Raw genomic sequence first — 24802 nt, forward strand, 5'->3', positions numbered from 1 at the left:
ATGACTTTGTGCACTTATCGCGGCGCGAAGGCCACTTCGACAATGCGTCGCTATGTCGTCGAACCCGCCTTCGCCATCGTCCGTCTACCCACGCATCAGGACCGCTGATTTCCTCCAGTCGGTCCAGCCCAGGCTCGACGAGATCGAGGCATTGGGCGGCGATCGCGAGGCGCAGACGCCCGTGGCCTATCCCTTCGCCGGCGACAGCGGCCTGCTGGTGACCTATGCGTTCGACACGCCGACCCAGTTCATCACCTTGACGAACGAAGGCATGGCGAGTCTGGGGCTGCCCCCGGAGGAGCTGCATGTCCGGGCGGTCGACAACATGCTCGCGAAAGTGTTGCCCCAGCTCGGCACGCAGGACCTGGTGCTCTACAAGGCCCTGGTGTCCGGCGGCGACTTCGAGGCCTGCATGCTGCTTGTGCCGGGCCTTTGGGAGGAGTTGACCAACGACTTCCAGGGTGAACCGCTCACGGTGGTCCCGAGCCGCAACGTCATCTACTTCATGGACAGCAAGGCCAGCTTCGAGGCTTCGGGCGAAACGATCGGCCCCGGGCAGATCCTCGGGCTGATGTGCGCTGCGGCCGGAAAGATCAAGGCCGAAGCCGGGCCGCACGGCTTGTCGGACAAGGTGCTGGCCCTCACCCCCGACGGCTGGCATGTGCGCGGCAGCTTCGCGGATCCTTCTTCATCGCTGAGCAACGGCTGAGACATGCGGAAGAAGACGGAGCCCCCATGCGCCTGATCCAGCACAAGAACCATTCCCGACCGGAGGAACTCATCGCCATGCATCCGGACAGGGCGCCGTCGAGGCGCGCATGCCTGGGCGCACTGTCGCTGACGATGCTGCTTGTAGGCATCGCCGGGTGTGCATCTTCAAGAGGTACCTCGAACGACGACACATCGGCGGCAAGTCGCCCCCGGCGCGACGAGTGGAACGAGAGGGAGGAACGCGAAAAGTGGCAGGAGGAAAAGCGCAGGGACGACGAATACAAGAGCCGGCGCGAGAGCAGTCAGCGAGAGAAGGAGCAGCAGATGCAAGCGTTCAAGGAGCAGATGAAAAAAGACGCGAAGGAGCAGCGGCGCATCGAAGCCGACCCGAGGGAGAGGGCCGCCAGGGATCTGAAGAACGAATTCCAGCGCAAGTACGGCCCTCTGCGCTGAGGCCACCCGTTGTCTGCTTCCAAGGCATCGAGCCGGGGCGAGTCCGGCTCTCGTCAGCCTGCCTCGCTCGCCTCTTCCTTCGCGGGCCAGAGCTGGACTTCCGAGGCCTCCACAAAACCGTAGCCCTTGCGGACGGCAAGAAGCGCAGGTTCGAGAATCATCTGGTAGTCGGACGCGAATGCCTCGATGTCGTCGCCGCCGGGGTCTTCGTCCCAGGCGAAGATGAGCGCGCGGCGGTGCTTCTGCAGCAGCTCCACCAGCAGCCCCGTTTTCTCGGGCGGCACGTAACCGCCGAGCGAGTAGTTGAAATGGATGGTGGTCCGCATCTTTTCGTGAAGCGTCGGGAAGTCGTGAAGCAGATCGGCGAACAGCGCGGCGGGCGTCTCGAAGACGTGCGATACGTCCACGCCGATGCGTTCGAACAATGCGGTCGGCCAGACCCGCCCCCGGCTCTGCCAGCTCGGCAGCACCTGCGCCGCGAGGTTGACGATCTCGTAGGAGATCGAGCCCACGAGCTCGCTCGCCGGCTCGGGCCACATGAAGCCTTCGGCCTCGATCTCGGTCGTGGTGTCTTCCCGGCATTCCCAGATGTGCCGCCACTGCTCGAGGCGGCGGCGCATCCGGTCCCGCAAGGCATCGGGAGCCATCGCCTCGTCCGGGGCGCCCTCTTCGGACGGCAGGTGCGCGGCCAGCGGATAGAAGCCATCGAGCACGGCGAGAGCCTCGGGTCTGGCATCGGGCCGGACGAGATGGCGCCGCGCGTCGAGCTTCGCGAGCATGCGCAACGCGACCGCATCGACGGCCGACTTGCCGGCGGCGATGTCGCAAGCCTCGTAGGCCGCCAGCTCGCGCAGGGCCTCTTCGGCGTCGTCGGCTTCGATGTAATAGGGACGCCCCCAATGCGCCTGGTACGCGTCGAAGCCGGGAATGCCGGTGCCGCCGAGCGGCTGTGAGAACGACTCCCCGGGCGGCACGCCGGCGCGCTCGCGCACTGCCTTCTCCTGGCTGGCGTAGATGGCGCGCTGCAGGTTCACGACGCGCTTGCACCAGGCGCCTGCATGGTGGGCCACGAGTTGCCGGCGGGCCGCATCGCGCACGACGTCATCCAGCCCATCCGTGGTGGCTGCGCGCATGTACGGAACAAGGCGCTCCCGGATGAGGCGCACATCCACGGCAAGGTTGCTGACGTCGTAACCCATTGCTTCTTCCCTTTCGTTGTCGAGCTTCGCGTCCGCGGATGGCATCCGCGGCACCGGCGCGCGATTCTGGAAGAAAAGGCGCTCCCTGCCATCTGACGAAAGTCATTCATCTCATCCGGCTGCTACGGACGATCGCCTTGTCGATCAACAGAAAGTTGCAATGAGAAATGGAGTTGCGCGAATACCGGGGACAGTTCAGCATCCCCGGCACTCCAACCCCAACAACCACACACGGAGACCCGAATGAGAAAGCTCAAGATCATGGAGCACATATCGCTGGACGGCGTGATCCAGCCGTCCGGCGAAGACGGCTTTCCCTACGCCGACTGGACCGCGCCCTATCGAACCCCGGCCGGGCGAGATGAAGTTCTCGCCGCGCACGGCACGCACTTCGACCTGCTGCTGGGCCGGCGCACCTACGACATGTGGTCGGACTTCTGGCCGAAGGCGACGGGGCCGATGGCGGACGGCCTGAATGCGGCAACGAAGCATGTCGTCACCCATCGTCCGGAAAGCCTCGCGTGGGGGCCGTTCGAGGCCGTCGGGCCGGACGCGGTCGAGGGCGTGCGGCGCATCAAGTCGCAGGCCGGCCCGGACCTGGTTCTCTGGGGCAGTTCCACGCTGACGTCCGCGCTGCTCGAGCACGGGCTCGCGGATGAAGTCATGCTGATCGTCTATCCGGTTCTCGTGGGTACGGGCAAGCGCTTCTTCGCCGAGGGCACGCCGGGACGCGCCTTCGAATTCGTCAGCACGAAGACGACGCCGTCCGGGCTCCTTCTCAATACCTACAGGTTCGCCGGCCCCTTGAAGGCCGGATAGGACAGGCGCCGGCCCTAGCCCGTCAGTGCCTCGCACTGGACTTCGATCCGGGCGTGAAGCATGCCGAGCGTCGCGGACAGAAGCCGCTGCAGCGAGTCGCGCTGGCTCGCCTCGAAGAGCGGCGCGGGGTCTGCATCTGATGCGGCGGCATCGCGCCTGTCTTCGTCCCAGCCGAGCAGCTGGACCAGCGTTTGCGCGCCTTGCACCACGTCGCGGGCATCGTTCAGGAACGCCGCCTGGGCCTGCCGGGAAGAATCGAGTCTGTCGCCCTGCACCCATTCGAAGGGCTTGAACTGGGCTGAGGGGCGATACGGAACGCAAGCAGCGCGGGCGCTTGTGCCTGCGTCGCTCGAAGAAGCATTGGCCATGAATGGGCCTCCCAAGGATGTCGATTTGCAGAAACCGACGCCCTCGCTTCCAAACGAAGGCGGCAGCTCGAACGGGTTGGAAGACCGGGACATCCTTGCGGAAACCGGCAGGGCGCGAGCCCTCCCGTTCGAGCCGCCTAAAAAATAGGCGCAAACGAAAAAGCCGCAGACCATGTGCGGTAGCTGCGGCTTTCGTCGCAGGATGTCAGCGGGCTTCCAAACCCGGCCCCGCTCATCACGAGGCGGGGGCAATGTAAGCGGTATTGATGACGGGCGTCAAGCTTGGAAAATCAAGGCTACTGCACCGAAGCCGCTACTTAACTCGATAAGTTTCATTTCAATTGGGACCAGTCCCTGATCTCGAAGGCGAGACCTTCGACCAAGGTCAGTCACTATGGAGATTCAATTGAGGATCTTTTATCAAGCCCCCAAGGTTGCTCGCCTAAGCGCAGAGGTCCTTTCATTTAAGATCTTGAATCCTCAAGCTGAAGGCGGCAACTTGCGCTTCGCTTTGGCAGCATCAGAGGAGAATGCCGTATCCGTAAATGGCCAAGACTTGGGCGGTTGCTCTGCGGTGAATATGTGCGGCGGCGCAATCGTAAATTCACTGGCGATTGCGTCGACTATTTCATCAGGGGCACCTTCAAGGTTGTCGAAGAGTGCATAGTCGTTAGCAAGGCGGGCAAACTTCTCGCCAGCCGGTGTGAGCGTGTTGTACAGGATAAAGACCAACTCGATCCACGAAAGCTGTGCACGAACCAATGCAACGTAATGCCACTTCTGCGCATCATCGAGTTCAGACGTATCGATCCATCGCAACAATCGATACAAGGTGCGGAACACGGCATCCAACTCTGATCGGTGCGTTCGAACAACTTCGCGATACCCCCAGAGAGATAGACCGAACACGTTCGAGAAGTTGATCCACTCGTCTGGATCACCACTCGCGGCAGTCCTACGCATATCGCCGAGATGAATTTTGGCCTCTTCTTCGTCAAGAGTTTCATTGCAGACTTCAAGGTAGTGCTTCTGCATCGCGACGACACCTGAGAAGCGCTTTTCGTACATGGAGGTCAACGCTTGTCGCCCTTCGCCGCCAAACTTGCTCTTCGTGGCGGCAAGAAGTGAGTGGTAGTTGGCCAGCCATGAGAACAATGACTGCTCGAAGCCTTGTAGCACTGCGCTCTTATGAGCACGGCGAATTTCCTCCAAGGACGCCTGGAGCTCTTTCTTCTGAAGAATGAGCGTCAGAAAAATCAGCGTGACCGTGGCGATACCGACGATTGGGTTGATGATCCCGCCGACGTAATCTCCAAACGCTCCCCAATCGCCAGGATCGACCGAGAGCTTGTACCGATGAAATACGTTGAAGTACAGCAAGAGCACAAAAAGCGCGGCAAGGACAACGAAGGCAACGATCCAGTACGCGGCCATCAGCAAATGCTCGCTCTCGAACTTCTTGGGCTTTACTACGGGCGTCGGATTTGAGGACATTGAAAATGAGTGCAGTCTAGGAAGGATCAACCAGAATTCGACTATTCAATCACAGCTTCAGTCAATATCAGTTCTGTAGTCACTCCATCGTCCTGGCATTCAAATTGACCTTATAGGTAGAAGCGCAATGCCCGAGGACAAAAGCATGGTGGATATTATTCGCAACTCCATACACTCCCGGGCGATGACATGGCTCTTCCTCGTGATCTTGCAGCTACAACCGAGGCTGATATCGGCTCGCTGATTGCAGAGCAAGCAACGGAGGGGGCATACCTCGACCTGAAGCGAGAACTTCCTGGACGCAACGACGCAGCCAGACACGAGTTTCTGGCTGACGTGTCTGCATTCGCTAACAGCGCTGGCGGCGACCTCGTCTATGGGGTCGACGAAGATGGAGAAGGGCGTGCCGTCCTTGTGGTGGCTCAGACTGGGAATGCAGATCAGGAAACCCGAAGACTGCAGGATGTCCTGCTGCATGGCATCCAACCACGCATACCTGGAATTCAAGTTCAAACCGTCATGGTCAATGGAGGGTTTGTATTGGTTGTACGGGTTCCTCAGAGTTGGGCCGGCCCACATCGCGTCAACACGAATCAGCATTTCTTCGTCCGTGAAGGCGCTCGAAAACGACAACTGGATGTTCCAGAGATACGCGGCATGTTTCTACGATCTGAGCGCCAGGCCGAGTCCGTAAGGAATTTCCGAACGGAACGGTTGGGAAAGCTCATGGCCGGTGAGGCGCCTCATCGACTGGTACCTGGCGCGTTGCTGGTCGGACATTTCGTTCCCACACAAGCCGCTCTCGGACTGGTACAAGTCAACCCCATCCCTTACATGCTGGGTCGAGCGCTGCCAGTCCTGGGAATCACAGTTCCCGGTGCTCGCGTTAATGCGGACGGGGCCTTAGTGGTGCGCAATCCGCGGCCGGAAGGTACACATGGCTACTCACAGTTATTCCGCAACGGCTATTTCGAAACGGTGAAAGTGCTTGCACATGCCGTGAATGAGCGTGCGCCTTTGGGTAGTTTGGCATACGAAGAGCATTTCATCGCCTTGTTAGACCGCCTTCGCGCCGAGTATCAGCATCTTGGTATCGGTTTAGAGATCACCTGCATGGTTTCGATCATCGGTGCAAATCATGTCGAACTCGGGCTGGACCGTTGGCGATACAACATCGACGACCATCAAGGTTTCTTCGACCGCCCCACTTTAGTTCTACCGGATGTGCTGCTCCCAATGGACCAAACTGCAGCGCTCGCCCTTCGGCCGGTTTTCGACCTGGTTTGGCAGTCAGCAGGTTTGATTCGCTCCTTCAACTACAACGAAGCCGGTGAGTGGGCGCCGAATTAGCCGGGCTTCGCCGGACTTCTGATGAAAAGCACGGCTGCGCTCTCATGTGTTATTGACGCTGTTCAACTCCGCATAGTGGATCTCGACCTCAGGCAACCTGAGCCGCAATTCGTTTTCCAGCCGCGGGAGTACGAAGTAGGACAGCTCGGCCACCGTGCCGATAGTGCGCCGGCCCAACCAGCCGAAGCGACAGCGTGTGCCGCGTCGAAACCCTCGTTGGCCAGCGGCAGTTGCTCTTCTGCGCACTGGGCTCCCTATCAACCTCACTTACTCGGGAAACATCAGAGAATACGAAACATATATACTTCGCATACGTTTCACACAGAGCCAGCCGATGGGCATCGTCAAAATCTCCGACCTCATGCACGAAAACCTGCGCGTGGCAGGCAACGCCCTGGGCAGGTCCATCAACGGCCAGGCCGAGCACTGGATGCGCGTCGGCATGCTGACCGAGCTGCACCCTGAACTGGACCACCGGGAAATCTGCCAGCTGCTGATACAGGCCGAACTCTCGGGTGGCCTAGACATCCTCGCGGCTGCCACGGCCCAACCAGCGAAGGCCCGGTCGCCTGCCGCCGCCGGAAAACGCTGATGGCACGCGGCATCGTCATCAAGTCCGCCGAGCAGATCGAGCTGGCGCGGCAGGCCGGCCGGCTCGCAGCAGAGGTCCTGGGCATGATCGAGCCCCATGTCGTGCCCGGCGTGAGCACGGAAGAACTCGACCGGATCTGCAACGACTACATCGTGAACGTGCAGGGCACCATCCCGGCCAACGTGGGGTACCTGGGGTATCCCAAGACCATCCTCACATCCGTCAACCAGGTGGTGTGCCATGGCATCCCCTCGGCCGACAAGATTTTGAAGAAGGGCGACATCGTCAACATCGACGTCGCCGTCATCAAGGACGGCTGGTTCGGCGACACCAGCCGCATGTTCTTCGCGGGAGAGCCCAGCGTGCTGGCCCGGCGCCTGGTGGAGACGACGTACGAGGCCATGCTGGCCGGCATCCGCGAGGTCAGGCCCGGAGCGACTCTTGGCGATGTCGGCCACGCCATCCAGTCGGTCGCCCACCGCGAGCATTTCAGCGTGGTGCGCGAATACTGCGGGCACGGCATCGGGCAGGTCTATCACGAGGACCTGCAGGTGCTGCACTTCGGACGGCGCGGCGAAGGGCTCAGGCTGGTGCCGGGGATGATCTTCACCATCGAGCCGATGCTCAACGCAGGCAGGAGCGAGACCAGGCAGTTGGCCGACGGGTGGACGGTGGTAACGAAAGACCGGTCGCTGTCCGCCCAGTGGGAACACATGGTGGCCGTGACGCCCGAGGGCTACGAGGTGCTCACGCGCTGGCCCGGCGGCACGGGGGCCTACGCGCCGGTGTGATCTGATCGACGCGCTCAGGTGCCGGCGTCCGGCCCCCTGGGCTTGCCTGCACCGGGAGGCAGCGCCTCGTACTGGGGCAATGAGTCGGTGATCTCGAACCACGGCGCCTTCGACCCGACGAACACATGGCACAGAGGCCTGACCTGCGGATCGTCGTCGAGCACGCCGAGTGCCAGCCCATAGACGGCCGGCTTCACGTCGAACTTGCTGATGAGGCTGGAGCCGCACACCGAGCAGAACCCGCGGTACTCGCCGGGCGACGACTCGTAGTAGCGGACCAGTTCTTCACCCCTGCTCCAGCGAAACTCCTTCGCCAGAACCTTGGCTCGCGCGCGGAAGGCGGTGCCATGCGCCTTCTGGCACATCGAGCAATGGCAGTAGAGCGGGTCTTTCAGCGCGCCGTCGATCTCGAACGCCACGCCTTGGCAGAGACAGCTTCCTCTCAGCATCGATCGGCCTCCTTCGGGCAGTACGGGCACGGGGCTTTCGGCTCATGACCCCGATGCGTTCACGGTGTTCGCTTTATATTGCTCGCCGAACAACGGAGTGAAATCACCATGGCAAAAGCCTATTGGATCAGCGCATACCGCGCCATCAAGGACACCGACAAGCTCGCGGCCTATGCAAAGCTGGCCGCCCCCGCCATCACCGCCGGCGGCGGTCGCTTCCTGGCACGCGGCCTGCCGGCCAAGGTCTACGAACACGGCCTTGCCGAGCGCACCACGCTGATCGAGTTCGACAGTGTCGCGCAAGCCACGACCGTGCACGACAGCCCCGCGTACCAGGCAGCGCTTGCAGCCCTGGGCGATGGCGCGGAGCGGGATATGCGGATTGTTGAAGGGGCCGAGTAGCCGCGAAGCGGGCCGCTCGTATCAAGACCCGTTGCGGCGCAGGAACATGTGCGTGGCGCGCTCGCCCGCCACCTGCCGTTCGCATCTGTAGCCCAGCGCCGGCAGATCCAGGCCGGCGAACAGTGCTTCGCCCTTGCCCAGCAGCACCGGCCGCACGGCCAGGTGCAGTTCGTCGATCAGGCCGGCCTTCAAGTATTCGCGCACGGTAGCCGCACCGCCGCCCAGGCGCACGTCGCGACCACCCGCGGCGGCGCGTGCCTGCTCGAGCGCATCGTGGATGCCGCCGGTGACGAAGTGGAAGGTCGTGCCACCTTTCATTGCCAGCGGCGCGCGGGCATGGTGGGTCAGCACGAAGACCGGCACGTGGTACGGGGGCTCGTCGCCCCACCAGCCTTTCCAGCTCTCGTCGGGCCACGGGCCGCGCACCGGCCCGAACATGTTGCGCCCGAGGATCCAGGCGCCCATCTCGGCAAAGCCCTGCTCGGCCATCTCGTTGTCGACACCGGTCTCGCCGTTGGTCTCGCCCGTCTTCTGCATCTGCTGCCAGACGCGCGTGGGAAAGAACCAGTCCATGAGTTCGGGGCCGCGAACGCCCAATGGGTGCTGCAGGCTCTGATCGGGGCCGGCCGCGAAACCGTCGAGCGAAACGCCGAAGCTGCGCACGAGCAATCGGGTCATGAGGTTTGTCTCCTGCAAGAAGCGGGGTTGCAGTTTAGACCTTGAGGGTTCGGCCCCCGCGAATCGCGGTCGCGATTGTTTGGGTTGGCCAAATTGTGATGGCCGGCATTGCTTCTTTATCGGCGCACGTCCGGTCACTAGAGTACAGACCATGCAGAAGGAGAAGCGCCTTCGCCAAGCAACCAATCAATCAACCGATCAAAGGACTGCCATGACCCGACCCGAATTCTTCGTCACTCCCGGATATGGGCCCGCCCTGCACGAGGCGCTGCACTACTCGCAAGCCGTGAAGATCGGCGACCGTGTCGAGATCTCAGGCCAGGGAGGCTGGAACGACGAAATGCAATTCCCCGAATCGCTCGAGGAGGAGATCGCCCAGGCATTCCGGAACGTCGAGAAGACCCTGGCGACCGCCGGGGCGCACTGGGGCCATGTCGTGCATGTGAACACGTATCACGTCGGAGGATTTCCTCCCGAGGTGAACCGGACCATCGCGCGGCTGTACCGCCAGTACATGCCGGACCACGCCCCCATCTGGACCGAGGTCGGCGTCGCTGAGCTCGCGGCACCGGCGATGCGATTCGAGATGCGCGTCACGGCCGTGATTCATTGACCGCTCGCGCGGGCCCCACCGCCATTGATGAAGAAGACGCCGAGATGCCCGAAGACCACAAGACAGTCCTCGCGAACGCCAATGCCGCAATCATGAAGGGCGACTTCGAAGGGTTCCTGAAGTTCTGCACCGAAGACACCGTCTGGAACTTCGTGGGCGACACGATCCTGCGGGGCAAGCAGGCCGTTCGCGAATGGATGGCCGTCGCGTACAAGGAGCCGCCCCAGTTCGAGGTTCACCAGATGATCGGCGACGGCGACTTCGTTGCGGCACTCGGCGAGATCACGTTGCCGGACCAGGAGGGAAACGCACGGCCCCATGCGTACTGCGATGTCTGGCGATTCCGCGATGGAAAGATGGCCGAGCTGCGGGCTTTCGTCGTTCCCTCACCGTAGGGGCAGAGGGAAATCGGCCCTGATGGCGCGGCGCGCCATCGCAGCCTCACCCCTTCGACAACCTCCGCCGCTCCTTCACCGCCGAGGCCAGCCCCTCCAGCACCGGCACCGTCTGCGCGAAGCCGATGCAGGCATCGGTGATCGAGACACCGTGCTTCAGCGCGACGCCTGGCTTCAGGTCCTGCCGCCCTTCTTCCAGGTGGCTCTCGATCATGATGCCGGTGATGCGGCTCTCGCCGCCCGCGATCTGCGTCGCCACGTCCTCGGCGACCACGATCTGCCGCTGGTGCTGCTTGCTGCTGTTGCCGTGCGAGACGTCGATCATCACCTGGGGCCGCAGGCCGCTTGCCTCCAGGGTCTCGCAGCAGGCCGCGACATCCGCGGCCGAGTAGTTGGGGGCCTTGCCGCCGCGCAAGATCACGTGGCAGTCGTCGTTGCCGCGGGTCTCGAAGATGGCGGCCATGCCCATCTTGGTCATGCCCATGAAGGCATGCGGCGCACGGGCCGCGAGGATGGCGTCGGCCGCAACCTTGATGCTGCCATCGGTGCCGTTCTTGAAGCCGACCGGGCAGCTCAGGCCCGACGCCAGCTGCCGGTGGCTCTGGCTCTCGGTGGTGCGTGCGCCGATGGCGCCCCAGGCGATCAGGTCGGCAATGAACTGCGGGCTCAGCAGGTCGAGGAACTCGGTGCCGGTCGGCAGGCCCAGGGTGGTCAGCTCGAGCAGCAGGCGGCGCGCGCGCTCCAGGCCTTCGTTGATCGCGAAGCTGCCGTCCAGGTGCGGGTCGTTGATGTAGCCCTTCCAGCCGACGGTGGTGCGCGGTTTCTCGAAGTAGGCGCGCATCACGATGAGCAGGTCGTCCTGCAGGGAGTCGGCCACCTTCTTCAGGCGCTGCGCGTACTCGATGGCCTGGTCGTGGTCATGGATGGAACAGGGGCCGACCACCACCACCAGCCGGTCGTCGCGGCCGTGCAGCACGTCGGCGATGGCGGCGCGGCTGCCTTCGACCAGCGCCAGCGTGTTGTCGCGAACGGGCACGCGCTCCTGCAGCAGCGCCGGGGTGATGAGCGGACGGACGGCGCCGATGCGCACGTCGTCGATGCGGGTGGTGTCGAGGGTGCTGTCGCGGGAGCCGATTTCGGCGTCGTGGAGGGGGTCGTCGAGGCGGGACATGGTCGTGGCTGTGTTCGGAATTGATGGCTGCCCCCCGATTGTCCTATCGACGCCGCCCCGCGGCGCGGAGGCTCACTTTCCCACCGCGATGAGGCACCAGACGATGGCCGCCAGCTGAGCGATGTTGATCAGGATCGCGATGACGTGGGTCCTGCGGAACCCGGGTATCGCATCCATGTAGTTCGACTGGATCTGCGCCCCGAGCGCGTCCATCTTCGGAATGACTTTCCGGCGCAGCACGACCGAGATCGCCGCCAGCACGGCGGCCCCGGCCGCGATCCACAGGCGGCCGGCAGTGGCGAAGCTGAGCGCGGTCGCCGAGGCGGTGACGAATGCCGCGACGTAGTAGATGTTGAAGAAGCCCCGCACGAAGCGGGCGTCGAGCGGCGTGTCGTGCTTCAGCACCAGGAGCGGGATGGAGCCCATGATGAAGTACGCCGTAGTGACGAGGAGTGCCACCGTGAAGAACAAGGCGGCGAACATGGCTGCAGACATCTTGACTTCCTCCAAGCGGTGGGAGAGCCCGGCAGCGGCCAATCCGGCAACCCCGGCAGGCAGGGCCGTTGTCCGCAGGCGGCGATGGTGCCACATCGGCAGGCGGGCTCATAGGTGGCGTCCGGCACGGGGCGTGGCGACAATGCGCGCAACCACGTCCGGCCTCCGCCCTGCCCCGCCATGATCTCCCCCGGCCTGCTCAAGCGAATGTGCGATGCCCGCCGGCGCCTCCAGTGCGAACTGGAGCCGCCGGCCAGCGTGGCGCACCTGGCGGCGGAAGCCCGCCTGTCGACCTCGCATTTCATCAGCCAGTTCAGCGCCCTCTTCGGCGAGACGCCGCTGCAATGCCGCACGCGAGCACGGCTGGAGCGCGCGCGGGAGATGCTCGTGTCCACCGACGAGCCGGCCACGCAGATCGGCCTTGCGCTGGGCTTCGCCAGCCAGGGGAGCTTCTCCCGCCTGTTCAGCAGGCACTTCGGCATGCCGCCCAGGAGATACAGGCGCACGGCGGAGCCGTTCGTGGCGCCCCTCGGATGCATCGCGCTCATGAACCAGGCCCATGCCCGCGACCTTGATTTCGGCGAAGTCGCGCGCGGCGATGTGGGGCAGGATGGCGGCCCCGCACTTCGCTGACGCCTTTCGTCCCATCACATCATGCGCATCAACCTCACGAGCATCTTCGTCGACGACCAGGACAAGGCCCTGGCCTTCTACACCCAGGTCCTGGGCTTCGTGAAAAGCCGGGAGCTGCCCGCCGGCAAGTACAGGTGGCTCACGGTCCGTTCGCCCGAAGGCGGCGAAACGGAGCTGTCCCTCGAACCCGACGCGAACCCCGCCGCCCGTGCCTACCAGCAGGCGCTGATGAGCCAGGGTATACCCGCAACCGCCTTCCAGAGCGACGACATCGAGGCCGACGTCAAACGCCTGCGGGAGCACGGCGTGCGCTTCACGACCGATCCCATCGACCACGGGCAGGTCAGGCTCGCGATCTTCGCGGACACCTGCGGCAACCTGATCCAGATCTACCAGCTTCGAGGGTAGAACCCCGCCGAACCCCGCCGAACCCCGCAAAGGGCCTGCAGGAGTGGCTCCGGACCTACCGGAATCAGTAGAAATTGCGTATTCGCGTCTGTTCGGGCGTTTGCCTGGGGGTGTGCTGGAGGACAATCTTTTGCATACATAGGCCAGACAACAAAACCCAGCGCCATGACACTCGACGAACTCTTTGCCAATGACGAGTCGCTTCCCACCGTACCGAGGGTGGTGTCCGATCTGATGGAGATGCTGCGGGACGACGAGGTGTCCTTCGCAGCCATCGCGCACCGGATCGAACTCGACCAGGTGCTCGCCGCCAAGGTGCTGCAGATGGTCAACTCGCCGCTCTTCGGGCTGCGGCGCAAGATTTCCTCGATACAGGGCGCGATCCTGATGCTGGGGCTCTCCGCCATCCGCTCGGTGGTCGTGAGCTCGGGCCTGGCGGGCGCCTTCCGAAAGGTGGACGGCGTCGGCCTCCCCGCCTTCTGGGCGCACAGCCTGCGCGTGGCCTCGGTCTCGAGGTACCTGGCCTCCAAGACGCGGCAGGTCGACCCCAACCTGGCCTTCACCGCGGGCAGCATGCACGCCATCGGCCACCTGATCATGGCGCAGGCGATGCCCGCCCGCGTCGCGGCGCTGAACGCCACCCACCCCTTCGAGGCACTGGGGCGCGCGCAGCTCGAGCTGGTCGAGTTCGGCTATCACTACGGCGACGTGAGCGCCTCCCTGGCGCAGCGCTGGGGCTTCGCCCCCGACCTGGTCGGCGCGCTCTCCAGCTTCGTGAGCCCGGCCAAGTCGGAGCATCCCGACGTGCTCGGCGGCATCCTGCACCTGGCCGTGTGGCGCGTTGCGCTGGAGCGCCAGGGCGTGGACCTGGGCAACATCGGCGGCTTCTGGCCGAGCCAGTCGGCAATGGCCGTCGGCATCACCGAGGACATCGTCCAGGAAATGCCGGCGCCGCGCGAGCTTGCGGCCGATCTCGAATCGATGATCGCCTGACGGCGCTGCCGCCCGGCAGTCATCCAGGCCGCAGGCCGGCCACCTCGCGCAACCTCTGGTGGGCTGCGCCCTCCCACAAGACGGGCTGCTGGTTCTTCGCACGCAGGTAGTGGTGCGTGAACACCGTCAGATAGGCCTCCAGCGTCTGCTCGGCGACATGCTCGCCCGCCAGGTTCATGCACATCGCGGCCACCTCGCTGGTGCAGAAGTGGTCGTCGCGGCCGGAGTTGCGCAGCTTGTACTGGGTGATCTGCTGCGGCTGCAGGCTCAGCACCGGCAGCCGGTCGAGGTATGGGCTCCTGCGGAACATCTTGCGCGCCTCGGCCCAGGTCGCATCGAACAGGATGAAGAGCGGGCGCTTCCCGGCAGCGCTGCCCTCGGAGCCGGGCGACCGAACAGCCTCGACCACCCTCTCGGGCGCCGCGTACTGCCCCGGGAACACCACGTAGGGCTGCCATTGCGGGTCGTTCAGCAGCGCCAGCAGCGCCGGATCGGTCTCGGTGCGGGCCCAGCCGAAGGCGAAGGTGTCGGCCACCACGTCGGCGACCAGCCAGCCGGTGTTGGTGGGCTTGAGCGGCTCGATGTCCGCCATGAGCAGGCACACGCCAGCGCGCGTTGCGATCGAAGGGCGCATGGCGCACATGCAATGGCTGGGCACCAGGCGACAGCCCGCGCAGCGCTCGCGCTTGAAGCCGCCACGGGCAAGAAAGGGCTTGGCGCTTCGTGCCAGGCGCGCGGCGCGAAGAAGGGAAACGGCATGGGGCATGCGGGGATTCTCGGCGGTGTCGCCGCCGCTGCGATCAGGCGGCAGTTCCAGCTTCGTCGCGGTCGATGCCCGCCACCAGTTCCCGCAGCCATGCACGGTGGCTGCTGAAGCTCCCGAGTTGCTCCTCCGCGGCCTCTCTCTGCGCCAGATGCCGCTCCAGGAAGCGGAAGCCGACCCGCGCCGCGGCCTCGCGCAGGGTTTCGTCGGGCAGCTCGCATTCGTAGAGGAAGTCGAATCGGGTCGCCCAGAACCCCTGCTCCGTGCCCGCGACGCGCTCGAACCCGGCAGGGTCTTCGATGCTGAACTCGATGAACTCCAGGCCACCCGCCGTCTCCCGGAGGCAGCAGACCCTGCTGCCGTGGTCCCACAGCGGAACCAGCGTCGGCCCCTCGGGCACGCCGGCGCCGCGGTAGGCATAGAACGGCGGCCCCAGGCAGGAGCCGCGGAACGCCTCGTGGATGCACTGGCCGGCCGCCAGCTGCATCAGCGGGGCAGACAAGCCGAGCCGCTGCAGCTCGGGCATTCGCAGGTGTTCACCGATCACGGCCATGTTTGTCTCGATCCTTCTCGCACGTCGGCCCGGATCATGGCGCATGAGGGCCCTGGCGGCTCAGGGCGCGGGCGTCGGCGTGATCTTGCGGATCTTGTGGTTGAACTGGTCGGCCACGTAGACGTTGCCCGCGGCGTCCACCGCCACGCCGTAGGGAGTGTTGAACGACGCTGCCTTGCCCACGTCGTCCTTCGCCCCGGATCTGCCCGCGGTACCCGCCAGGGTCCTGACCATGCCGTCCGGCGTGATCCTGCGGATCACGTGGGTCGTGCTGTCGGCCACGTAGAGGCTGCCGCTGGAGTCGATCGCGATGCCCACCGGGAAGGAGAAGGTCGCGTCGTTGCCCTTCCCGTCGACGGAACCGCTGGTGCTCCGCTTGCCGAACGGCGTCGTGACCACGCCCTGCGGCGTGATCCTGCGGATCACGTGGCTGCCGAAGTCGGTCACGAGCATGTTGCCCGCGGCGTCCATCGCGATGCCGGCGGGCACGCTGAAGGTCGCGCTCGTGCCGGTGCCGTCGGCTGTGCCCTGGGCGCCCGAGCCTGCGAAGGTACTGACCTCGAGGTCGGGCGCGATCTTGCGGATCTTCTGGCCTTGCGAGTCGCCGACGAAAAGGTTGCCCTGCGCGTCGAAGGCAATGCCCGAAGGCTGGTTGAAAGATGCGCTGGTGCCGTGCCCGTCGACCGAACTGAAGCTGCCGGACCCCGCCAGCGTGCTCACCGCCCCTGCCGGCGTGACCTTGCGAACCGTGTTGCCCATGAGCTCGGTCAGATAGATGTTGCCGTCGGCATCCAGGGCAAGGTCGAAAGGATCGGAGAGGGTTCCGCCAGCGCCGCTGCCCGCCACGGTCGTGACGGCGCCCGAGGGAGAAACCTTGCGGATCAGCTTGTACCGGGTATCGGTCACGTAGAGGTTGCCGGCTGCATCCACCCTCACGCCCCTGGGCCTGGCGAACTCGGCGGCGAGCCCGTCGCCGTCGAGCTTGCCCTCGGTGCCCGAGCCGGCCAGTGTCGACACCGTCGCCTGAGCCTCCGCGCAGGTGACCGTCACGCCAGTGACCTCGGCGGCCGCATTGCCGCTGCCATTACCCACGGTGCAGAACTGCCACAGCGGCTGGGTGCGCACGGTGACGGCATAGGCGCTGCCTTCCTTGGCGGGAGTCGCGAAGCTGAACCTGCCGTCCGCAGTGAGCGTCAGGTCATCGCCCGCGTTGTTCTGCAGCACGAGCTTGCCGCTCGTGATGCCGCTGAGGGTTCCGCCGATCGCGTGCGTCGCGACGGGTGTCTCGGGCTGAGGCTGCGGTTGTGCGACGGGCGCCAGCGGAACGAAGCCGCCTCCTCCGGAGCCGCCCCCGCAGGAAGCCAGGACCATGACGGCAGCGGCGATGGCGCAGAAGCGGGCAAGAGGAGTCGAACGGAGCGAGAACATCGGTTTCCTTTTCTTGTTCTTGGGCGTTGCGCCTGGCGGCGAAACGACGGTTTTCGACAGCCGTGGCTGGCTCCGGAAGAAGAATTCCAGAGGCAGCGATAGGTCTTGGCTGAGGCGCGAAGACCCCGGACGGAGCAAAAAACGCCCCCGCGAGAGCTGCCGAGAAGTCTGAAGATCCTTATCTTCGTTAACTATTTGTGTCCCAGCTATCACCGAAATTGGGGATATCTGGACGCACGCACACGCGGGGCCGGCGTCCTGAAACGCAGGCCCCTCGAGGGAGGAGAAAAGGAAGAAAAGGAAGGCCGGCCGTCGCCACCGCGGCCGGCATCGGCGCCGCCGGCTAGACCAGCCGCAGGTCCTTGGGCGCTACGCCGTCGAACACCTTCGCGAGCTGCGCCGGAGAAAGCCCGTACATCCGCTGGAACAGCCCGCCGAACACCGCCCGGTATTCGTTGAGCACCGGATAGTCGCGGTTCTGGAACAACGTGGCCTGCGTCAGCGCCTGCTGCTCGCCGACGATGCGCCCGCCTGCCTGTGCCGAGAGCCCGCCGCCCAGCACCCAGTAGACGGTGCCGTGGCCATGGTCGGTGCCGCGGTTGCCGTTCTCGCGGAAGGTGCGGCCGAACTCGCTGATGACGACCACCACGGTCTGGCGCCATGCGTCGTCGCCCATCTCCTGCGCGAAACCGGCCACGCCCCGGCCCAGCTCCTCGAAGCGGTTGGCGAGATAGCCGGTGGCGCCGCCCTGCCCCACGTGGGTGTCCCAGCCGCCGACGTCGACGAAGCCGAGGTCGAAGCGGTCGCGCATCAGCAGCGCCATGCGGCGCGCCACCAGTTCGAAGCCCTTGGCGGACATGGCGTTGCGGCTGGCGGCATCCATTTCGGCCTGCACCGCGCGCATCACCTCGTCGCGCACCTGGAAGCCCTCGGCCACCGGCTGGGCCAGCGGGGTGTTGCGGTACATGGCCGTGATGACCTGGCTCTGCCGCGCGTCGATGCCCGAGCGCGCATTGCCGGCCAGCGCCATGTTGGCGGCCTTGGCGCTGCCACGCATCGAGATCGGCAACTGATCGGTGAAGGCGATGGGCGACACGTCGGTGACGGGCCCCGCGCCGAGCACGCCGGCCAGCCGGTTGAGGAAGCCCGAGCGGTAGTCGCGGCGCCTGTCGAGCGCCTGTCCGAGCTCGATGGAGTCCTGCGTCTCGAAGTGGCTGCGCGTGAGGTCGTCGGTACCCGCAAAGGCGATGAACGAGGCCTGCTTCTGCTGGAACATCGGCATCACGCTCTGCGCCAGCGCGGGGTGCAGGCCCCAGTCGCCGTCCAGCGGCAGCGCGCCGTTGGGCGAGCCGGGCCGCGCGATGGCGATGTTGGGGCGCGAGGCGTAGTAGAAGTCGCTGCTCGTGGGCACGAGCAGGTTGCTGCAGTCGTACGCGCCGCGCAGGAACACGACCAGCAGCTTGGCGCCTTCCGCGGAGGGCGCGGCCATCACCCTGGCGGCGGCGCCCGCGAACGGCACGGCGGCCGCGAGCTTCAGGAGTTCTCGACGTTGCATGACGGTGTCCTTTCTTTCTTCTTGCCTTGCTCCTTCCCCCTCTGGGGGAAGGTTGGGATGGGGGCATGCGGCGCTTGTTCAGCCTCAGCGCTTCATCGAACGCCGCTGTGCCCCCACCCCTGCCCTCCCCCAGCGGGGGAGGGAGAAAAACCCCAACCTCAGCGGCGCATCAGCTCGGGCGAAGCCAGCAGGAAGGTGTTCCACTCCTGCGGGTTCTTCGCCTGCGCCAGTGCCTCGCGCGTGTCCGTGCTCATGCTGCCCTGCATCGTGCGCACCGCGCGCGAATCGGCCAGCGGCGGAAACGCAGGCTTCTCCAGCGGCGCCTTGTCGTCCGCGCGGAACAGCACGGCACCGTTCGCGCCGATGGCCCGCGCGATCTCGAAGCGCGTGTTCATCTGCCCTGCGCTGGCCCAGGCGGCCTCGTTGAGCGGATAGCCGTCGGGCGTCTCGTGGCCGTAGAGCTGCTCGCCCATGCGGTTGATCCAGCCGAGCATCGGGTTCACGTTCGACACCACGCGGTCGTCGTACGCGAGCCGCACGCCGGCGATCACGTAGTGGACCGGGTCGCGGAACTTGCGACCCAGCGAAGCCGAGAACTCGGGCGACTCGAACAGCGCCTTCAGCGTGACGGCGATGTCGCCGTCGCTGCGCGTGAAGGCCGCAGCCATGCGGTCGACGAGCGCCTGCGGCGGCTCGTCGGAGACGAAGTACACGGCCAGCTTGCGCGAGACGAAGCGCGCGGTGGCCGGCGCACGCGCGAGGCGGTCGAGCGCCTCCTCGGCCTCGGCCAGGCCCTTGCCCTGTATCGGCTGACCCAGCAATGTCTTCGGCCCGTAGTCGTGCCGGTTCGGGTTGAACTCGAAGAGGCCCTTGCGCACGTAGTCGGCGCGCAGGTTGGGCCGCACGTTCGGCGGCGGTGCATCGAGCGGCTGGTAGCTCACGCCCACGCCGGTGAGCACGCGCGCCAGCTCCTGCACGTCGCCCTGCGTGTAGCCGCCGCCCACGCCCAGCGTGTGCAGTTCCATCAGCTCGCGCGCGTAGTTCTCGTTGATGCGGTTGGCGGCGTTCTGCGCGTTGTCGAGGTAGCGCAGCATCGCGGGGTGATGCAACGTGGCGCCGAGCAGGTCGCGGAACCTGCCGAGCGCGTGCGGGCGGATCGCGTTCTCCTCGTAGTCGCCCACCATCGCGCGGATGTTGTCCTTGCGCAGGTTGACGTTGAAGTGGTTCATCCAGAACCAGGTCATCTGCTCCTGCAGCTGGTTGGGCGAATAGAGCGCGCGCAGCACGAAGCGCTGCTGCGCCTCGCGCACCAGCCCGTTGAGCCGCTGCTGGTAGGCCTGCCGCGCGGCCTTCTTCTGGTCTTCGTCGGGCAGCGCGTCGGCCGCCTTGCGCTGCGCGTCGAGCTCGGTGACGAGCTGGTCGAGCGGCATGCGCGAGATTTCCATCGCGTCGATCTGCGCCTGCGCGGCCGGCGGCAGCGGCGCGGGCCGCGGGTTGAGCTGGTCGCGCATCCACAGCGAGAGGCCGCGCTTCGCGAGCTGCGCGTCGCTGCTCGCATTGGCGCCCCAGCTCACGCGATCGAGCCAGCGCAGCCGCGTGGCATCGTTCACCTGCGCCGAGGGCAGCGACACCGAGACCTGCGGCCGGCGATCTCCCTCGGTACTCGCGCAGGCCGCGAGCAGCGCCAGCGCGCAGGCGCCCAGCGCCATCGACGCGCGCCGCGTGGAGAAAAACGGCAGGACGGTAGTGGCCGGCACGGCCCTCACTCCCTGCGCAGGTCGTGGCGGCGAACGTCGCCGATGGCGTGCTGCGCGGTGGCGAGCGCAAGGTCGACGTGCGCAAGGCCGCGCTGCTGGAACGGCCGCGAGCGCGGATCGTCCTCTTCACGTGCGACGTCGGAGCGCACCTTGCGCAGCAGGTCGACCGCCGCATGCAGGCGGCCTTCGGGCGGCATCCATGCATCGGTGGGCTCGCGCCATTCGACGGGCTTGCCATCGAGCCATGCGGCGTGCTGCAGGTCGCCGATGGCGGCGTGAATCTCGTCGATCACCACCTGCTCGTCGCGCGAGACCTGCCCGTCCTCGGGACGGCGGTGCTCCACTTTCCAGGCCGCGGTACGCAGGTCGGACAGGGCGTGGAGATAGAACGGGTGCCTGCCGTATTCGTCCGCCAGTGCCGGCAACGAAGCCGCGGCCATGAGGGCGAGAGCGGCAATTAGGCTTTTCTTATTCATCTTCGGGGCTCCAGTGATTGAGGACTGTAGGGACGCCTCCTCAACCACCGCAAGCCCCTTCGCGTTGACGCTCTTTACCGTCGTAACGCTGCGCAAAGCTGGCGCTTGGGCACCGGCCAAGTCAGGCTGTGGCAAGCCCCGAAGGTGCAGCGCCGGCGATCTGGCGCAGGGCCCGCTCGAACACCTCGACGGGCTGGCCGCCCGAGATCAGGTGGCGGTCGTTGATGATGATCGCGGGCACCGAGTGGATGCCGGCGTCGGTGTACATGCGCTCGCGCTCGCGGGTTTCCTGCGCGAACTCGTCGCCGTCCAGGATCTGGCGTGCACGTACCGGGTCGAGCCCCGCTTCGGTGGCGGCGCGCACCAGCACTTCGGGGTCGGAGGGATTCTGGCTGTCGGTGAAGTAGGCCTTCAGCAGCAGCTTCTTCAGCGCCGCCTGCTTCTGCGGGCTCTCGAGCTCGGCCCAATGCAGCAGCCGGTGTGCGTTGAAGGTGTTGTAGACGCGCGGACGGCCTTCGGGGCTGAACTCGAAGCCCACCGCCGCGCCGCGCTGGCGGATCATTTCGCGCGACTGCGCCTGCTGTTCGCGCGTGGAGCCGTACTTCTGGTTGAGGTGCTCGAAGGTGTCCTGGCCTTCGGGCGGCATCTGCGGGTTCAGCTCGAAGGGCTGGAAGTGCAGGTCCGCGGTGATCTCCGGTGCCACCTTCCCCAGTGCCGCCTCGAGCGAACTCAGGCCAATGGCGCACCAGGGACAGGACACATCGGAGACGAAGTCGATCTTGAGGCGGGAGGGGGAAGATGTGGAGGTCATGGCGCCATTCTTCCCGGCGCCACAACCCTTGGCAGGCGAAAGGTCTTCGTCCTGCGAATGGCCTCTCAGGCGGCAGCCTTGGCCAGGCGAGCTTCCTGCATCGTCTGCTCGCGCATGCGGTCGTACTCCTGCTTGTCGACGGGCACCGCGTTCGGGTCGCCCAGGTCACGCATGTGGATGCGGTAGGTTTCGCGGGCGCTCAGCGCGGCCAGGGCCGCCAGCACCGTCACCGCGAGGGTGATGGCACCCACGGTGAACCACACGTTGGTCGAGCCGGGAGGCGCGACAGCGGCGAACAGAGCAGGCAGCAGCGCGGTGAAGGTGGTGCCGATGTTCTGCGAGATGGCCATGGCCGACACGCGGTTGCGGGTGCGGAACAGCTCCGGATAGAAGCTCGGGAAGGTCGCGTTGTAGCCCTGGTAGACCACGCCCCACATCAGCAGCGACATGCAGATGGCCAGCGGCACGTTGCGGATGCTGATGGCGTACAGGTACACGAACGACAGCAGGCCCGAGACCAGCGCGCCGAAGATGATCGGCGGGCGGCGGCCGATGCGGTCCGACAGGTTGCCCACGAACGGAATGACGATCACCGCGAGGATGTTGCCGAGCACGGGGATCCACAGGTACACGTCCTTCTGGAAGCCGATGCCGTAGGCGGCCTGCACGGCATACGCCGCGCCGAACACGGTGGCCACCACCGGAATGACGTTCATCAGCGCCATGCAGACCACGCGCAGCATGTCGGCCCAGCTGTCGGTGAAGGCCTGGATGATCGGCGCCTTGGCCGTTTCGCCCTTCTTGTCGACTTCGGCGAAGGCCGGCGTCTCGTCGACCTCGCGGCGGATGATGTAGCCCGCCACGATGACCAGGAAGCTCAGCAGGAACGGAATGCGCCATCCCCACGAGTTGAAGGCTTCTTCCGGCATGTAGTGCGCCAGCGGCAGGAACACGGCGGCCGCCAGGATCTGGCCGGCCTGCACGCCCTGCAGCGTGAAGCTCGCAAAGAAGCCGCGTCGGCCGAAGGGAGCGTGCTCGAGAATCATCGAACTCGCGCCCGAGATCTCGCCGGCCACCGCGAAGCCCTGCACAAGGCGCAGCAGCACCAGCAGCACGGGAGCCAGCAGGCCGACCTGGTCGTAGGTCGGCAGCAGGCCGACAGCCACGGTGGAGAAGCCCATCAGGAACATGCAAAGCACCAGCACCTGCTTGCGACCGTGCGTGTCGCCCCAGTGGCCGAGCACGAAGGCGCCGATGGGACGCGCGACATAGCCCACGCCGTAGGTCGCGAGCGAGGCGACGATGGCCGTCGTCGGGTCGCCCTTCGGGAAGAAGATCTGCGGAAAGATCAGCGCCGCGGCGGTGGCGTAGATGAAGAAGTCGTAGTACTCCAGCGCCGAGCCGATCCAGCCGCTTGCCGCGGCCTTCTTCGACTGGTGCCTGCCTTGCGGCTCACGGGCTGTGTTGCTTGCCATGTGTTGTCTCCAGTGGTGACGAAAAAAATGAAATCGGCTCTCTGTCGGTCAATCAATAGGTCAATCTGTCGATCGGTCCTGCGCCTGCGAGGCCATGCGCGCCGGTGCGTTGAGGGCACCGTAGGCGTCGTAGCTGCCCACGCGCTGCGCGACCTCGAAGAACAGTCCGCCCTCGAAACTCTCGGTATAGATGTGCAGGTAGTCGCCGGCCGGCGAACGGTCGAACAGCACGCCCGCCTCGCGCATGCGCGAAAGCAGCGAGGGCTCGATGTCGATGCGCGTGGCCAGGTCGTCGTAGTAGTTGTCCGAGATGGGCACGAAGCGCGTGCCGTTGGTGCGCAGCTTCGCGGCCGCCTCGAAGATGTCGGCGCAGTTCAGCGCGATGTGGTGCACCGCGCCGCCGCCGGTCACGCTCAGCGTGCGCGCGGTGCGGGTGCGCTGGCTCAGCGACACGTTGAGCACGAGGCGCAGGCTGCGGTCGGCGTTGGCGACGCCGCGGCTGCGGATCAGCCCGAACGGGTCGGCCAGCTCCAGGCTCTCGCCGGGCTCCAGGCCGAGCACGGCGCGCGTGAACAGCACCCAGGTGTCGAGCTGGTCGACAGCCAGGCCCAGCGCCACGTGGTCGATGCGCTGCAGGCCGGCTTCATTGGCGCCGGCGCCTTCGTCCTCGAGGATGAAGTCGGCCTCGTACAGGCCGTCGGCGCCCAGTGCCTCGGGCACGAAATGGATCAGGTTGCCGCCCGGCGCCACGATGGCCGGCACGCGCAGCTCGTTGGGGCCGACCGGGCTGTCGTGCCGCTGCGAGCGCATGGCGGTGGCGCGACCCACCGCGGCGAGCGGATCGTCGCAGCGCACGCCCAGCGCGCACACCGAGGTGCCGTGCGCCTCGAAGCGCTCGCGGGCGAAGGAATCGGGCTGCGCGTTGACGATCAGGTTGATCTCGCCCTGGCGGTACAGCGTCACGGCCTTGGAGCGGTGCCTGCCGATGCGGCGGAAGCCCAGTTGCCCGAGCAGCGTGGCCAGCGTCGCGGCCGACACCTCGTCGGCTGCGAACTCGATGAAGGACAGGCCCGAGAGCGCGGGCACCGGCGGCGGGTTGAAGAGCTCGACGCGCTGCGGCTGCATGCGGCCGGTGGCGGACAGGCGTTGGCGCGCCTCGCTCTCGAGGTACAGCAGCGAGCGCATCGCATCCACCGCGGTACGGCGGTTCGGCGTCTCGCGGAAGATGTCGTTGAAGATCTCCAGCGACAGCGGCCCGGTGTAGCCCGCGCGCAGCACCTGCTCGAAGAAGCCGACCACGTCGAAGTCGCCCTGCCCCGGGAACGAGCGGTGGTGGCGCGCCCACTGCAGCACGTCCATCGACAGCAGCGGCGCATCGGCCATCTGCAGGAAGAAGATCTTGTCGCCCGGAATGGCGGCGATACCCGCCGGATCGTCTTTCAGCGACAGCGTGTGGAAGCTGTCGAGGATCAAGCCCAGGTGCGGGTGGTTCGCCTGCCTGACGATCTCCCAGGCCTGCCCGTACAGCGAGGTGTGGCGGCCCCAGGCCAGCGCCTCGAAGCCCACGCGCAGGTTGCGGCGCGCGGCGCGCTCGGCCAGTTCGTGCAGTTGTGCGGCGGCCAGCGATGGCTCGTCGATGGCCAGCGGCGAGGTGTTGGAGCAGCACAGCACCATCGGCGCGCCCATGGCCTCCATCAGGTCGAACTTGCGTTCGGCGCGCTCCAGGCTGCGGCGGAACTGCGGCTCGGGCATGCCCTCGAAGTCGCGGAACGGCTGGTACAGGTCGATGCTCAGGCCCAGGTCGCCCGCGATGCGGCGCAGTTCGGCGGCCGTGCCCTTGAAGTTGATGAAGTCGGCCTCGAACAGCTCGATGCCATCGAAGCCGGCGGCGGCGACGGCTTCGAGCTTCTGGCGGAGCGTTCCGCTGAGCGAGACGGTGGCAATGGAGCGATGCATGGGGGTGGACTTTA

Annotated in this window: 28 protein-coding genes; 12 read left to right on the forward strand and 16 right to left on the reverse strand. The window is 65.7% G+C overall.

All coding sequences use genetic code 11. The annotated features are described in order from the left end of the window. Positions 1-52 precede the first annotated feature (52 nt). Positions 53-709, forward strand: coding sequence for a hypothetical protein (locus ABL840_RS25265; protein WP_093429375.1), 657 nt, complete (start codon positions 53-55; stop codon positions 707-709). A gap of 26 nt (positions 710-735) precedes the next feature. Next, a complete protein-coding gene (locus tag ABL840_RS25270) occupies positions 736-1164 on the forward strand; it encodes a hypothetical protein (RefSeq protein WP_093306688.1) in 429 nt (142 codons plus the stop codon). Between the two features lie 53 nt (positions 1165-1217). Here the strand turns inward: ABL840_RS25270 and ABL840_RS25275 are convergent, their stop codons facing one another. Beyond that, positions 1218-2363, reverse strand: coding sequence for a hypothetical protein (locus ABL840_RS25275; RefSeq protein WP_093306690.1), 1146 nt, complete (start codon positions 2361-2363; stop codon positions 1218-1220). Between the two features lie 243 nt (positions 2364-2606). On the opposite strand from ABL840_RS25275, the gene ABL840_RS25280 reads away from it, so the two are divergent. Continuing rightward, positions 2607-3182 carry a dihydrofolate reductase family protein gene (locus ABL840_RS25280; RefSeq protein WP_093306692.1) on the forward strand — a complete coding sequence of 192 codons (576 nt, stop codon included), beginning with the start codon at positions 2607-2609 and terminating at the stop codon, positions 3180-3182. Positions 3183-3196: 14 nt separating this feature from the next. On the opposite strand, the gene ABL840_RS25285 is transcribed toward ABL840_RS25280, so the two are convergent. Together ABL840_RS25285 and ABL840_RS25290 are read right to left on the reverse strand one after the other, a co-directional pair. Further along, complete coding sequence (locus ABL840_RS25285; protein WP_093306694.1) at positions 3197-3550, reverse strand: hypothetical protein; 354 nt, start codon at positions 3548-3550, stop codon at positions 3197-3199. A gap of 480 nt (positions 3551-4030) precedes the next feature. Beyond that, positions 4031-5044: a putative phage abortive infection protein gene (locus ABL840_RS25290; RefSeq protein ID WP_093306696.1), complete on the reverse strand. Its 1014-nt coding sequence runs from the start codon at positions 5042-5044 to the stop codon at positions 4031-4033. Positions 5045-5233: 189 nt separating this feature from the next. Between ABL840_RS25290 and ABL840_RS25295 the strand changes: the two genes are divergently transcribed. The 3 genes from ABL840_RS25295 (at position 5234) to map (ending at position 7777) form a co-directional block, all read left to right on the forward strand. Continuing rightward, a complete protein-coding gene (locus tag ABL840_RS25295; protein ID WP_093306697.1) occupies positions 5234-6394 on the forward strand; it encodes an RNA-binding domain-containing protein in 1161 nt (386 codons plus the stop codon). A gap of 334 nt (positions 6395-6728) precedes the next feature. Beyond that, positions 6729-6986, forward strand: coding sequence for a ParD-like family protein (locus ABL840_RS25300; protein ID WP_093306699.1), 258 nt, complete (start codon positions 6729-6731; stop codon positions 6984-6986). Further along, entirely contained in the window at positions 6986-7777 is a 792-nt protein-coding gene (map, locus tag ABL840_RS25305) for a type I methionyl aminopeptidase (protein ID WP_093306701.1), read from the forward strand. Before ABL840_RS25300 ends, map begins: the two co-directional genes overlap by 1 nt. A 14-nt stretch (positions 7778-7791) precedes the next feature. Here the strand turns inward: map and ABL840_RS25310 are convergent, their stop codons facing one another. Continuing rightward, complete coding sequence (locus ABL840_RS25310) at positions 7792-8226, reverse strand: GFA family protein (RefSeq protein WP_093306703.1); 435 nt, start codon at positions 8224-8226, stop codon at positions 7792-7794. A 108-nt stretch (positions 8227-8334) separates the two neighbouring features. Between ABL840_RS25310 and ABL840_RS25315 the strand changes: the two genes are divergently transcribed. Then, positions 8335-8628 (forward strand): DUF1330 domain-containing protein, encoded by a 294-nt coding sequence (locus tag ABL840_RS25315; RefSeq protein WP_093306704.1) that lies wholly within the window; start codon positions 8335-8337, stop codon positions 8626-8628. Positions 8629-8649: 21 nt separating this feature from the next. Here ABL840_RS25315 and ABL840_RS25320 read toward each other — a convergent pair whose 3' ends face one another. Next, the gene (locus ABL840_RS25320) at positions 8650-9306 is read right to left on the reverse strand and encodes a dihydrofolate reductase family protein (RefSeq protein WP_093201153.1); all 657 of its coding nucleotides are present in this window, start codon (positions 9304-9306) and stop codon (positions 8650-8652) included. Positions 9307-9517: 211 nt separating this feature from the next. Between ABL840_RS25320 and ABL840_RS25325 the strand changes: the two genes are divergently transcribed. Together ABL840_RS25325 and ABL840_RS25330 are read left to right on the forward strand one after the other, a co-directional pair. After that, positions 9518-9919, forward strand: coding sequence for a RidA family protein (locus tag ABL840_RS25325; protein WP_093306705.1), 402 nt, complete (start codon positions 9518-9520; stop codon positions 9917-9919). Between the two features lie 44 nt (positions 9920-9963). Continuing rightward, entirely contained in the window at positions 9964-10314 is a 351-nt protein-coding gene (locus ABL840_RS25330; protein ID WP_093306706.1) for a nuclear transport factor 2 family protein, read from the forward strand. A gap of 46 nt (positions 10315-10360) precedes the next feature. Here the strand turns inward: ABL840_RS25330 and ABL840_RS25335 are convergent, their stop codons facing one another. Both ABL840_RS25335 and ABL840_RS25340 read right to left on the reverse strand, forming a co-directional pair. Next, a complete protein-coding gene (locus ABL840_RS25335; protein WP_093306707.1) occupies positions 10361-11485 on the reverse strand; it encodes a 3-deoxy-7-phosphoheptulonate synthase in 1125 nt (374 codons plus the stop codon). A 72-nt stretch (positions 11486-11557) separates the two neighbouring features. Next, complete coding sequence (locus ABL840_RS25340; protein ID WP_093201163.1) at positions 11558-11980, reverse strand: hypothetical protein; 423 nt, start codon at positions 11978-11980, stop codon at positions 11558-11560. A 180-nt stretch (positions 11981-12160) separates the two neighbouring features. Between ABL840_RS25340 and ABL840_RS25345 the strand changes: the two genes are divergently transcribed. The 3 genes from ABL840_RS25345 (at position 12161) to ABL840_RS25355 (ending at position 14014) form a co-directional block, all read left to right on the forward strand. Then, positions 12161-12613 (forward strand): helix-turn-helix transcriptional regulator, encoded by a 453-nt coding sequence (locus ABL840_RS25345; protein ID WP_093201166.1) that lies wholly within the window; start codon positions 12161-12163, stop codon positions 12611-12613. 21 nt (positions 12614-12634) lie between these two features. After that, on the forward strand, positions 12635-13021 hold the full coding sequence (locus ABL840_RS25350) for a VOC family protein (RefSeq protein ID WP_093201168.1): 387 nt from the start codon (positions 12635-12637) through the stop codon (positions 13019-13021). Between the two features lie 165 nt (positions 13022-13186). Beyond that, a complete protein-coding gene (locus tag ABL840_RS25355) occupies positions 13187-14014 on the forward strand; it encodes an HDOD domain-containing protein (protein ID WP_093201171.1) in 828 nt (275 codons plus the stop codon). Positions 14015-14033: 19 nt separating this feature from the next. On the opposite strand, the gene ABL840_RS25360 is transcribed toward ABL840_RS25355, so the two are convergent. From ABL840_RS25360 to ABL840_RS25400, 9 genes are all read right to left on the reverse strand, one after another. Then, complete coding sequence (locus ABL840_RS25360; RefSeq protein WP_093201174.1) at positions 14034-14780, reverse strand: tRNA-uridine aminocarboxypropyltransferase; 747 nt, start codon at positions 14778-14780, stop codon at positions 14034-14036. A gap of 34 nt (positions 14781-14814) precedes the next feature. Then, entirely contained in the window at positions 14815-15330 is a 516-nt protein-coding gene (locus ABL840_RS25365; protein WP_093306708.1) for a hypothetical protein, read from the reverse strand. A gap of 60 nt (positions 15331-15390) precedes the next feature. Then, complete coding sequence (locus tag ABL840_RS25370; protein ID WP_093306709.1) at positions 15391-16758, reverse strand: NHL repeat-containing protein; 1368 nt, start codon at positions 16756-16758, stop codon at positions 15391-15393. 343 nt (positions 16759-17101) lie between these two features. After that, positions 17102-18313: a DUF1501 domain-containing protein gene (locus ABL840_RS25375; RefSeq protein WP_093201181.1), complete on the reverse strand. Its 1212-nt coding sequence runs from the start codon at positions 18311-18313 to the stop codon at positions 17102-17104. A 158-nt stretch (positions 18314-18471) separates the two neighbouring features. Continuing rightward, complete coding sequence (locus ABL840_RS25380) at positions 18472-20022, reverse strand: DUF1800 domain-containing protein (protein WP_093306710.1); 1551 nt, start codon at positions 20020-20022, stop codon at positions 18472-18474. A 53-nt stretch (positions 20023-20075) separates the two neighbouring features. Next, positions 20076-20546 (reverse strand): hypothetical protein, encoded by a 471-nt coding sequence (locus ABL840_RS25385; protein ID WP_093201186.1) that lies wholly within the window; start codon positions 20544-20546, stop codon positions 20076-20078. A gap of 121 nt (positions 20547-20667) precedes the next feature. After that, positions 20668-21357 (reverse strand): DsbA family oxidoreductase, encoded by a 690-nt coding sequence (locus ABL840_RS25390; protein WP_093306711.1) that lies wholly within the window; start codon positions 21355-21357, stop codon positions 20668-20670. 65 nt (positions 21358-21422) lie between these two features. Continuing rightward, entirely contained in the window at positions 21423-22832 is a 1410-nt protein-coding gene (locus tag ABL840_RS25395) for an MFS transporter (protein WP_093201191.1), read from the reverse strand. Between the two features lie 60 nt (positions 22833-22892). Continuing rightward, entirely contained in the window at positions 22893-24788 is a 1896-nt protein-coding gene (locus ABL840_RS25400; protein ID WP_093306712.1) for a sugar phosphate isomerase/epimerase and 4-hydroxyphenylpyruvate domain-containing protein, read from the reverse strand. Positions 24789-24802 lie beyond the last annotated feature (14 nt).

It is taken from the genome of Variovorax sp. NFACC27 (assembly GCF_048301545.1).
In the GTDB taxonomy this organism is placed as follows: domain Bacteria; phylum Pseudomonadota; class Gammaproteobacteria; order Burkholderiales; family Burkholderiaceae_C; genus Variovorax; species Variovorax gossypii.

Coding starts and splice junctions, on each gene's coding strand:
- ABL840_RS25265 (WP_093429375.1), top strand. CDS start 53: ATGTCGTCGAACCCGCCTTCGCCATCGTCCGTCTACCCACGCATCAGG.
- ABL840_RS25270 (WP_093306688.1), top strand. CDS start 736: ATGCGCCTGATCCAGCACAAGAACCATTCCCGACCGGAGGAACTCATC.
- ABL840_RS25275 (WP_093306690.1), bottom strand. CDS start 2,363: ATGGGTTACGACGTCAGCAACCTTGCCGTGGATGTGCGCCTCATCCGG.
- ABL840_RS25280 (WP_093306692.1), top strand. CDS start 2,607: ATGAGAAAGCTCAAGATCATGGAGCACATATCGCTGGACGGCGTGATC.
- ABL840_RS25285 (WP_093306694.1), bottom strand. CDS start 3,550: ATGGCCAATGCTTCTTCGAGCGACGCAGGCACAAGCGCCCGCGCTGCT.
- ABL840_RS25290 (WP_093306696.1), bottom strand. CDS start 5,044: ATGTCCTCAAATCCGACGCCCGTAGTAAAGCCCAAGAAGTTCGAGAGC.
- ABL840_RS25295 (WP_093306697.1), top strand. CDS start 5,234: ATGGCTCTTCCTCGTGATCTTGCAGCTACAACCGAGGCTGATATCGGC.
- ABL840_RS25300 (WP_093306699.1), top strand. CDS start 6,729: ATGGGCATCGTCAAAATCTCCGACCTCATGCACGAAAACCTGCGCGTG.
- map (WP_093306701.1), top strand. CDS start 6,986: ATGGCACGCGGCATCGTCATCAAGTCCGCCGAGCAGATCGAGCTGGCG.
- ABL840_RS25310 (WP_093306703.1), bottom strand. CDS start 8,226: ATGCTGAGAGGAAGCTGTCTCTGCCAAGGCGTGGCGTTCGAGATCGAC.
- ABL840_RS25315 (WP_093306704.1), top strand. CDS start 8,335: ATGGCAAAAGCCTATTGGATCAGCGCATACCGCGCCATCAAGGACACC.
- ABL840_RS25320 (WP_093201153.1), bottom strand. CDS start 9,306: ATGACCCGATTGCTCGTGCGCAGCTTCGGCGTTTCGCTCGACGGTTTC.
- ABL840_RS25325 (WP_093306705.1), top strand. CDS start 9,518: ATGACCCGACCCGAATTCTTCGTCACTCCCGGATATGGGCCCGCCCTG.
- ABL840_RS25330 (WP_093306706.1), top strand. CDS start 9,964: ATGCCCGAAGACCACAAGACAGTCCTCGCGAACGCCAATGCCGCAATC.
- ABL840_RS25335 (WP_093306707.1), bottom strand. CDS start 11,485: ATGTCCCGCCTCGACGACCCCCTCCACGACGCCGAAATCGGCTCCCGC.
- ABL840_RS25340 (WP_093201163.1), bottom strand. CDS start 11,980: ATGTCTGCAGCCATGTTCGCCGCCTTGTTCTTCACGGTGGCACTCCTC.
- ABL840_RS25345 (WP_093201166.1), top strand. CDS start 12,161: ATGATCTCCCCCGGCCTGCTCAAGCGAATGTGCGATGCCCGCCGGCGC.
- ABL840_RS25350 (WP_093201168.1), top strand. CDS start 12,635: ATGCGCATCAACCTCACGAGCATCTTCGTCGACGACCAGGACAAGGCC.
- ABL840_RS25355 (WP_093201171.1), top strand. CDS start 13,187: ATGACACTCGACGAACTCTTTGCCAATGACGAGTCGCTTCCCACCGTA.
- ABL840_RS25360 (WP_093201174.1), bottom strand. CDS start 14,780: ATGCCCCATGCCGTTTCCCTTCTTCGCGCCGCGCGCCTGGCACGAAGC.
- ABL840_RS25365 (WP_093306708.1), bottom strand. CDS start 15,330: ATGGCCGTGATCGGTGAACACCTGCGAATGCCCGAGCTGCAGCGGCTC.
- ABL840_RS25370 (WP_093306709.1), bottom strand. CDS start 16,758: ATGTTCTCGCTCCGTTCGACTCCTCTTGCCCGCTTCTGCGCCATCGCC.
- ABL840_RS25375 (WP_093201181.1), bottom strand. CDS start 18,313: ATGCAACGTCGAGAACTCCTGAAGCTCGCGGCCGCCGTGCCGTTCGCG.
- ABL840_RS25380 (WP_093306710.1), bottom strand. CDS start 20,022: ATGGCGCTGGGCGCCTGCGCGCTGGCGCTGCTCGCGGCCTGCGCGAGT.
- ABL840_RS25385 (WP_093201186.1), bottom strand. CDS start 20,546: ATGAATAAGAAAAGCCTAATTGCCGCTCTCGCCCTCATGGCCGCGGCT.
- ABL840_RS25390 (WP_093306711.1), bottom strand. CDS start 21,357: ATGACCTCCACATCTTCCCCCTCCCGCCTCAAGATCGACTTCGTCTCC.
- ABL840_RS25395 (WP_093201191.1), bottom strand. CDS start 22,832: ATGGCAAGCAACACAGCCCGTGAGCCGCAAGGCAGGCACCAGTCGAAG.
- ABL840_RS25400 (WP_093306712.1), bottom strand. CDS start 24,788: ATGCATCGCTCCATTGCCACCGTCTCGCTCAGCGGAACGCTCCGCCAG.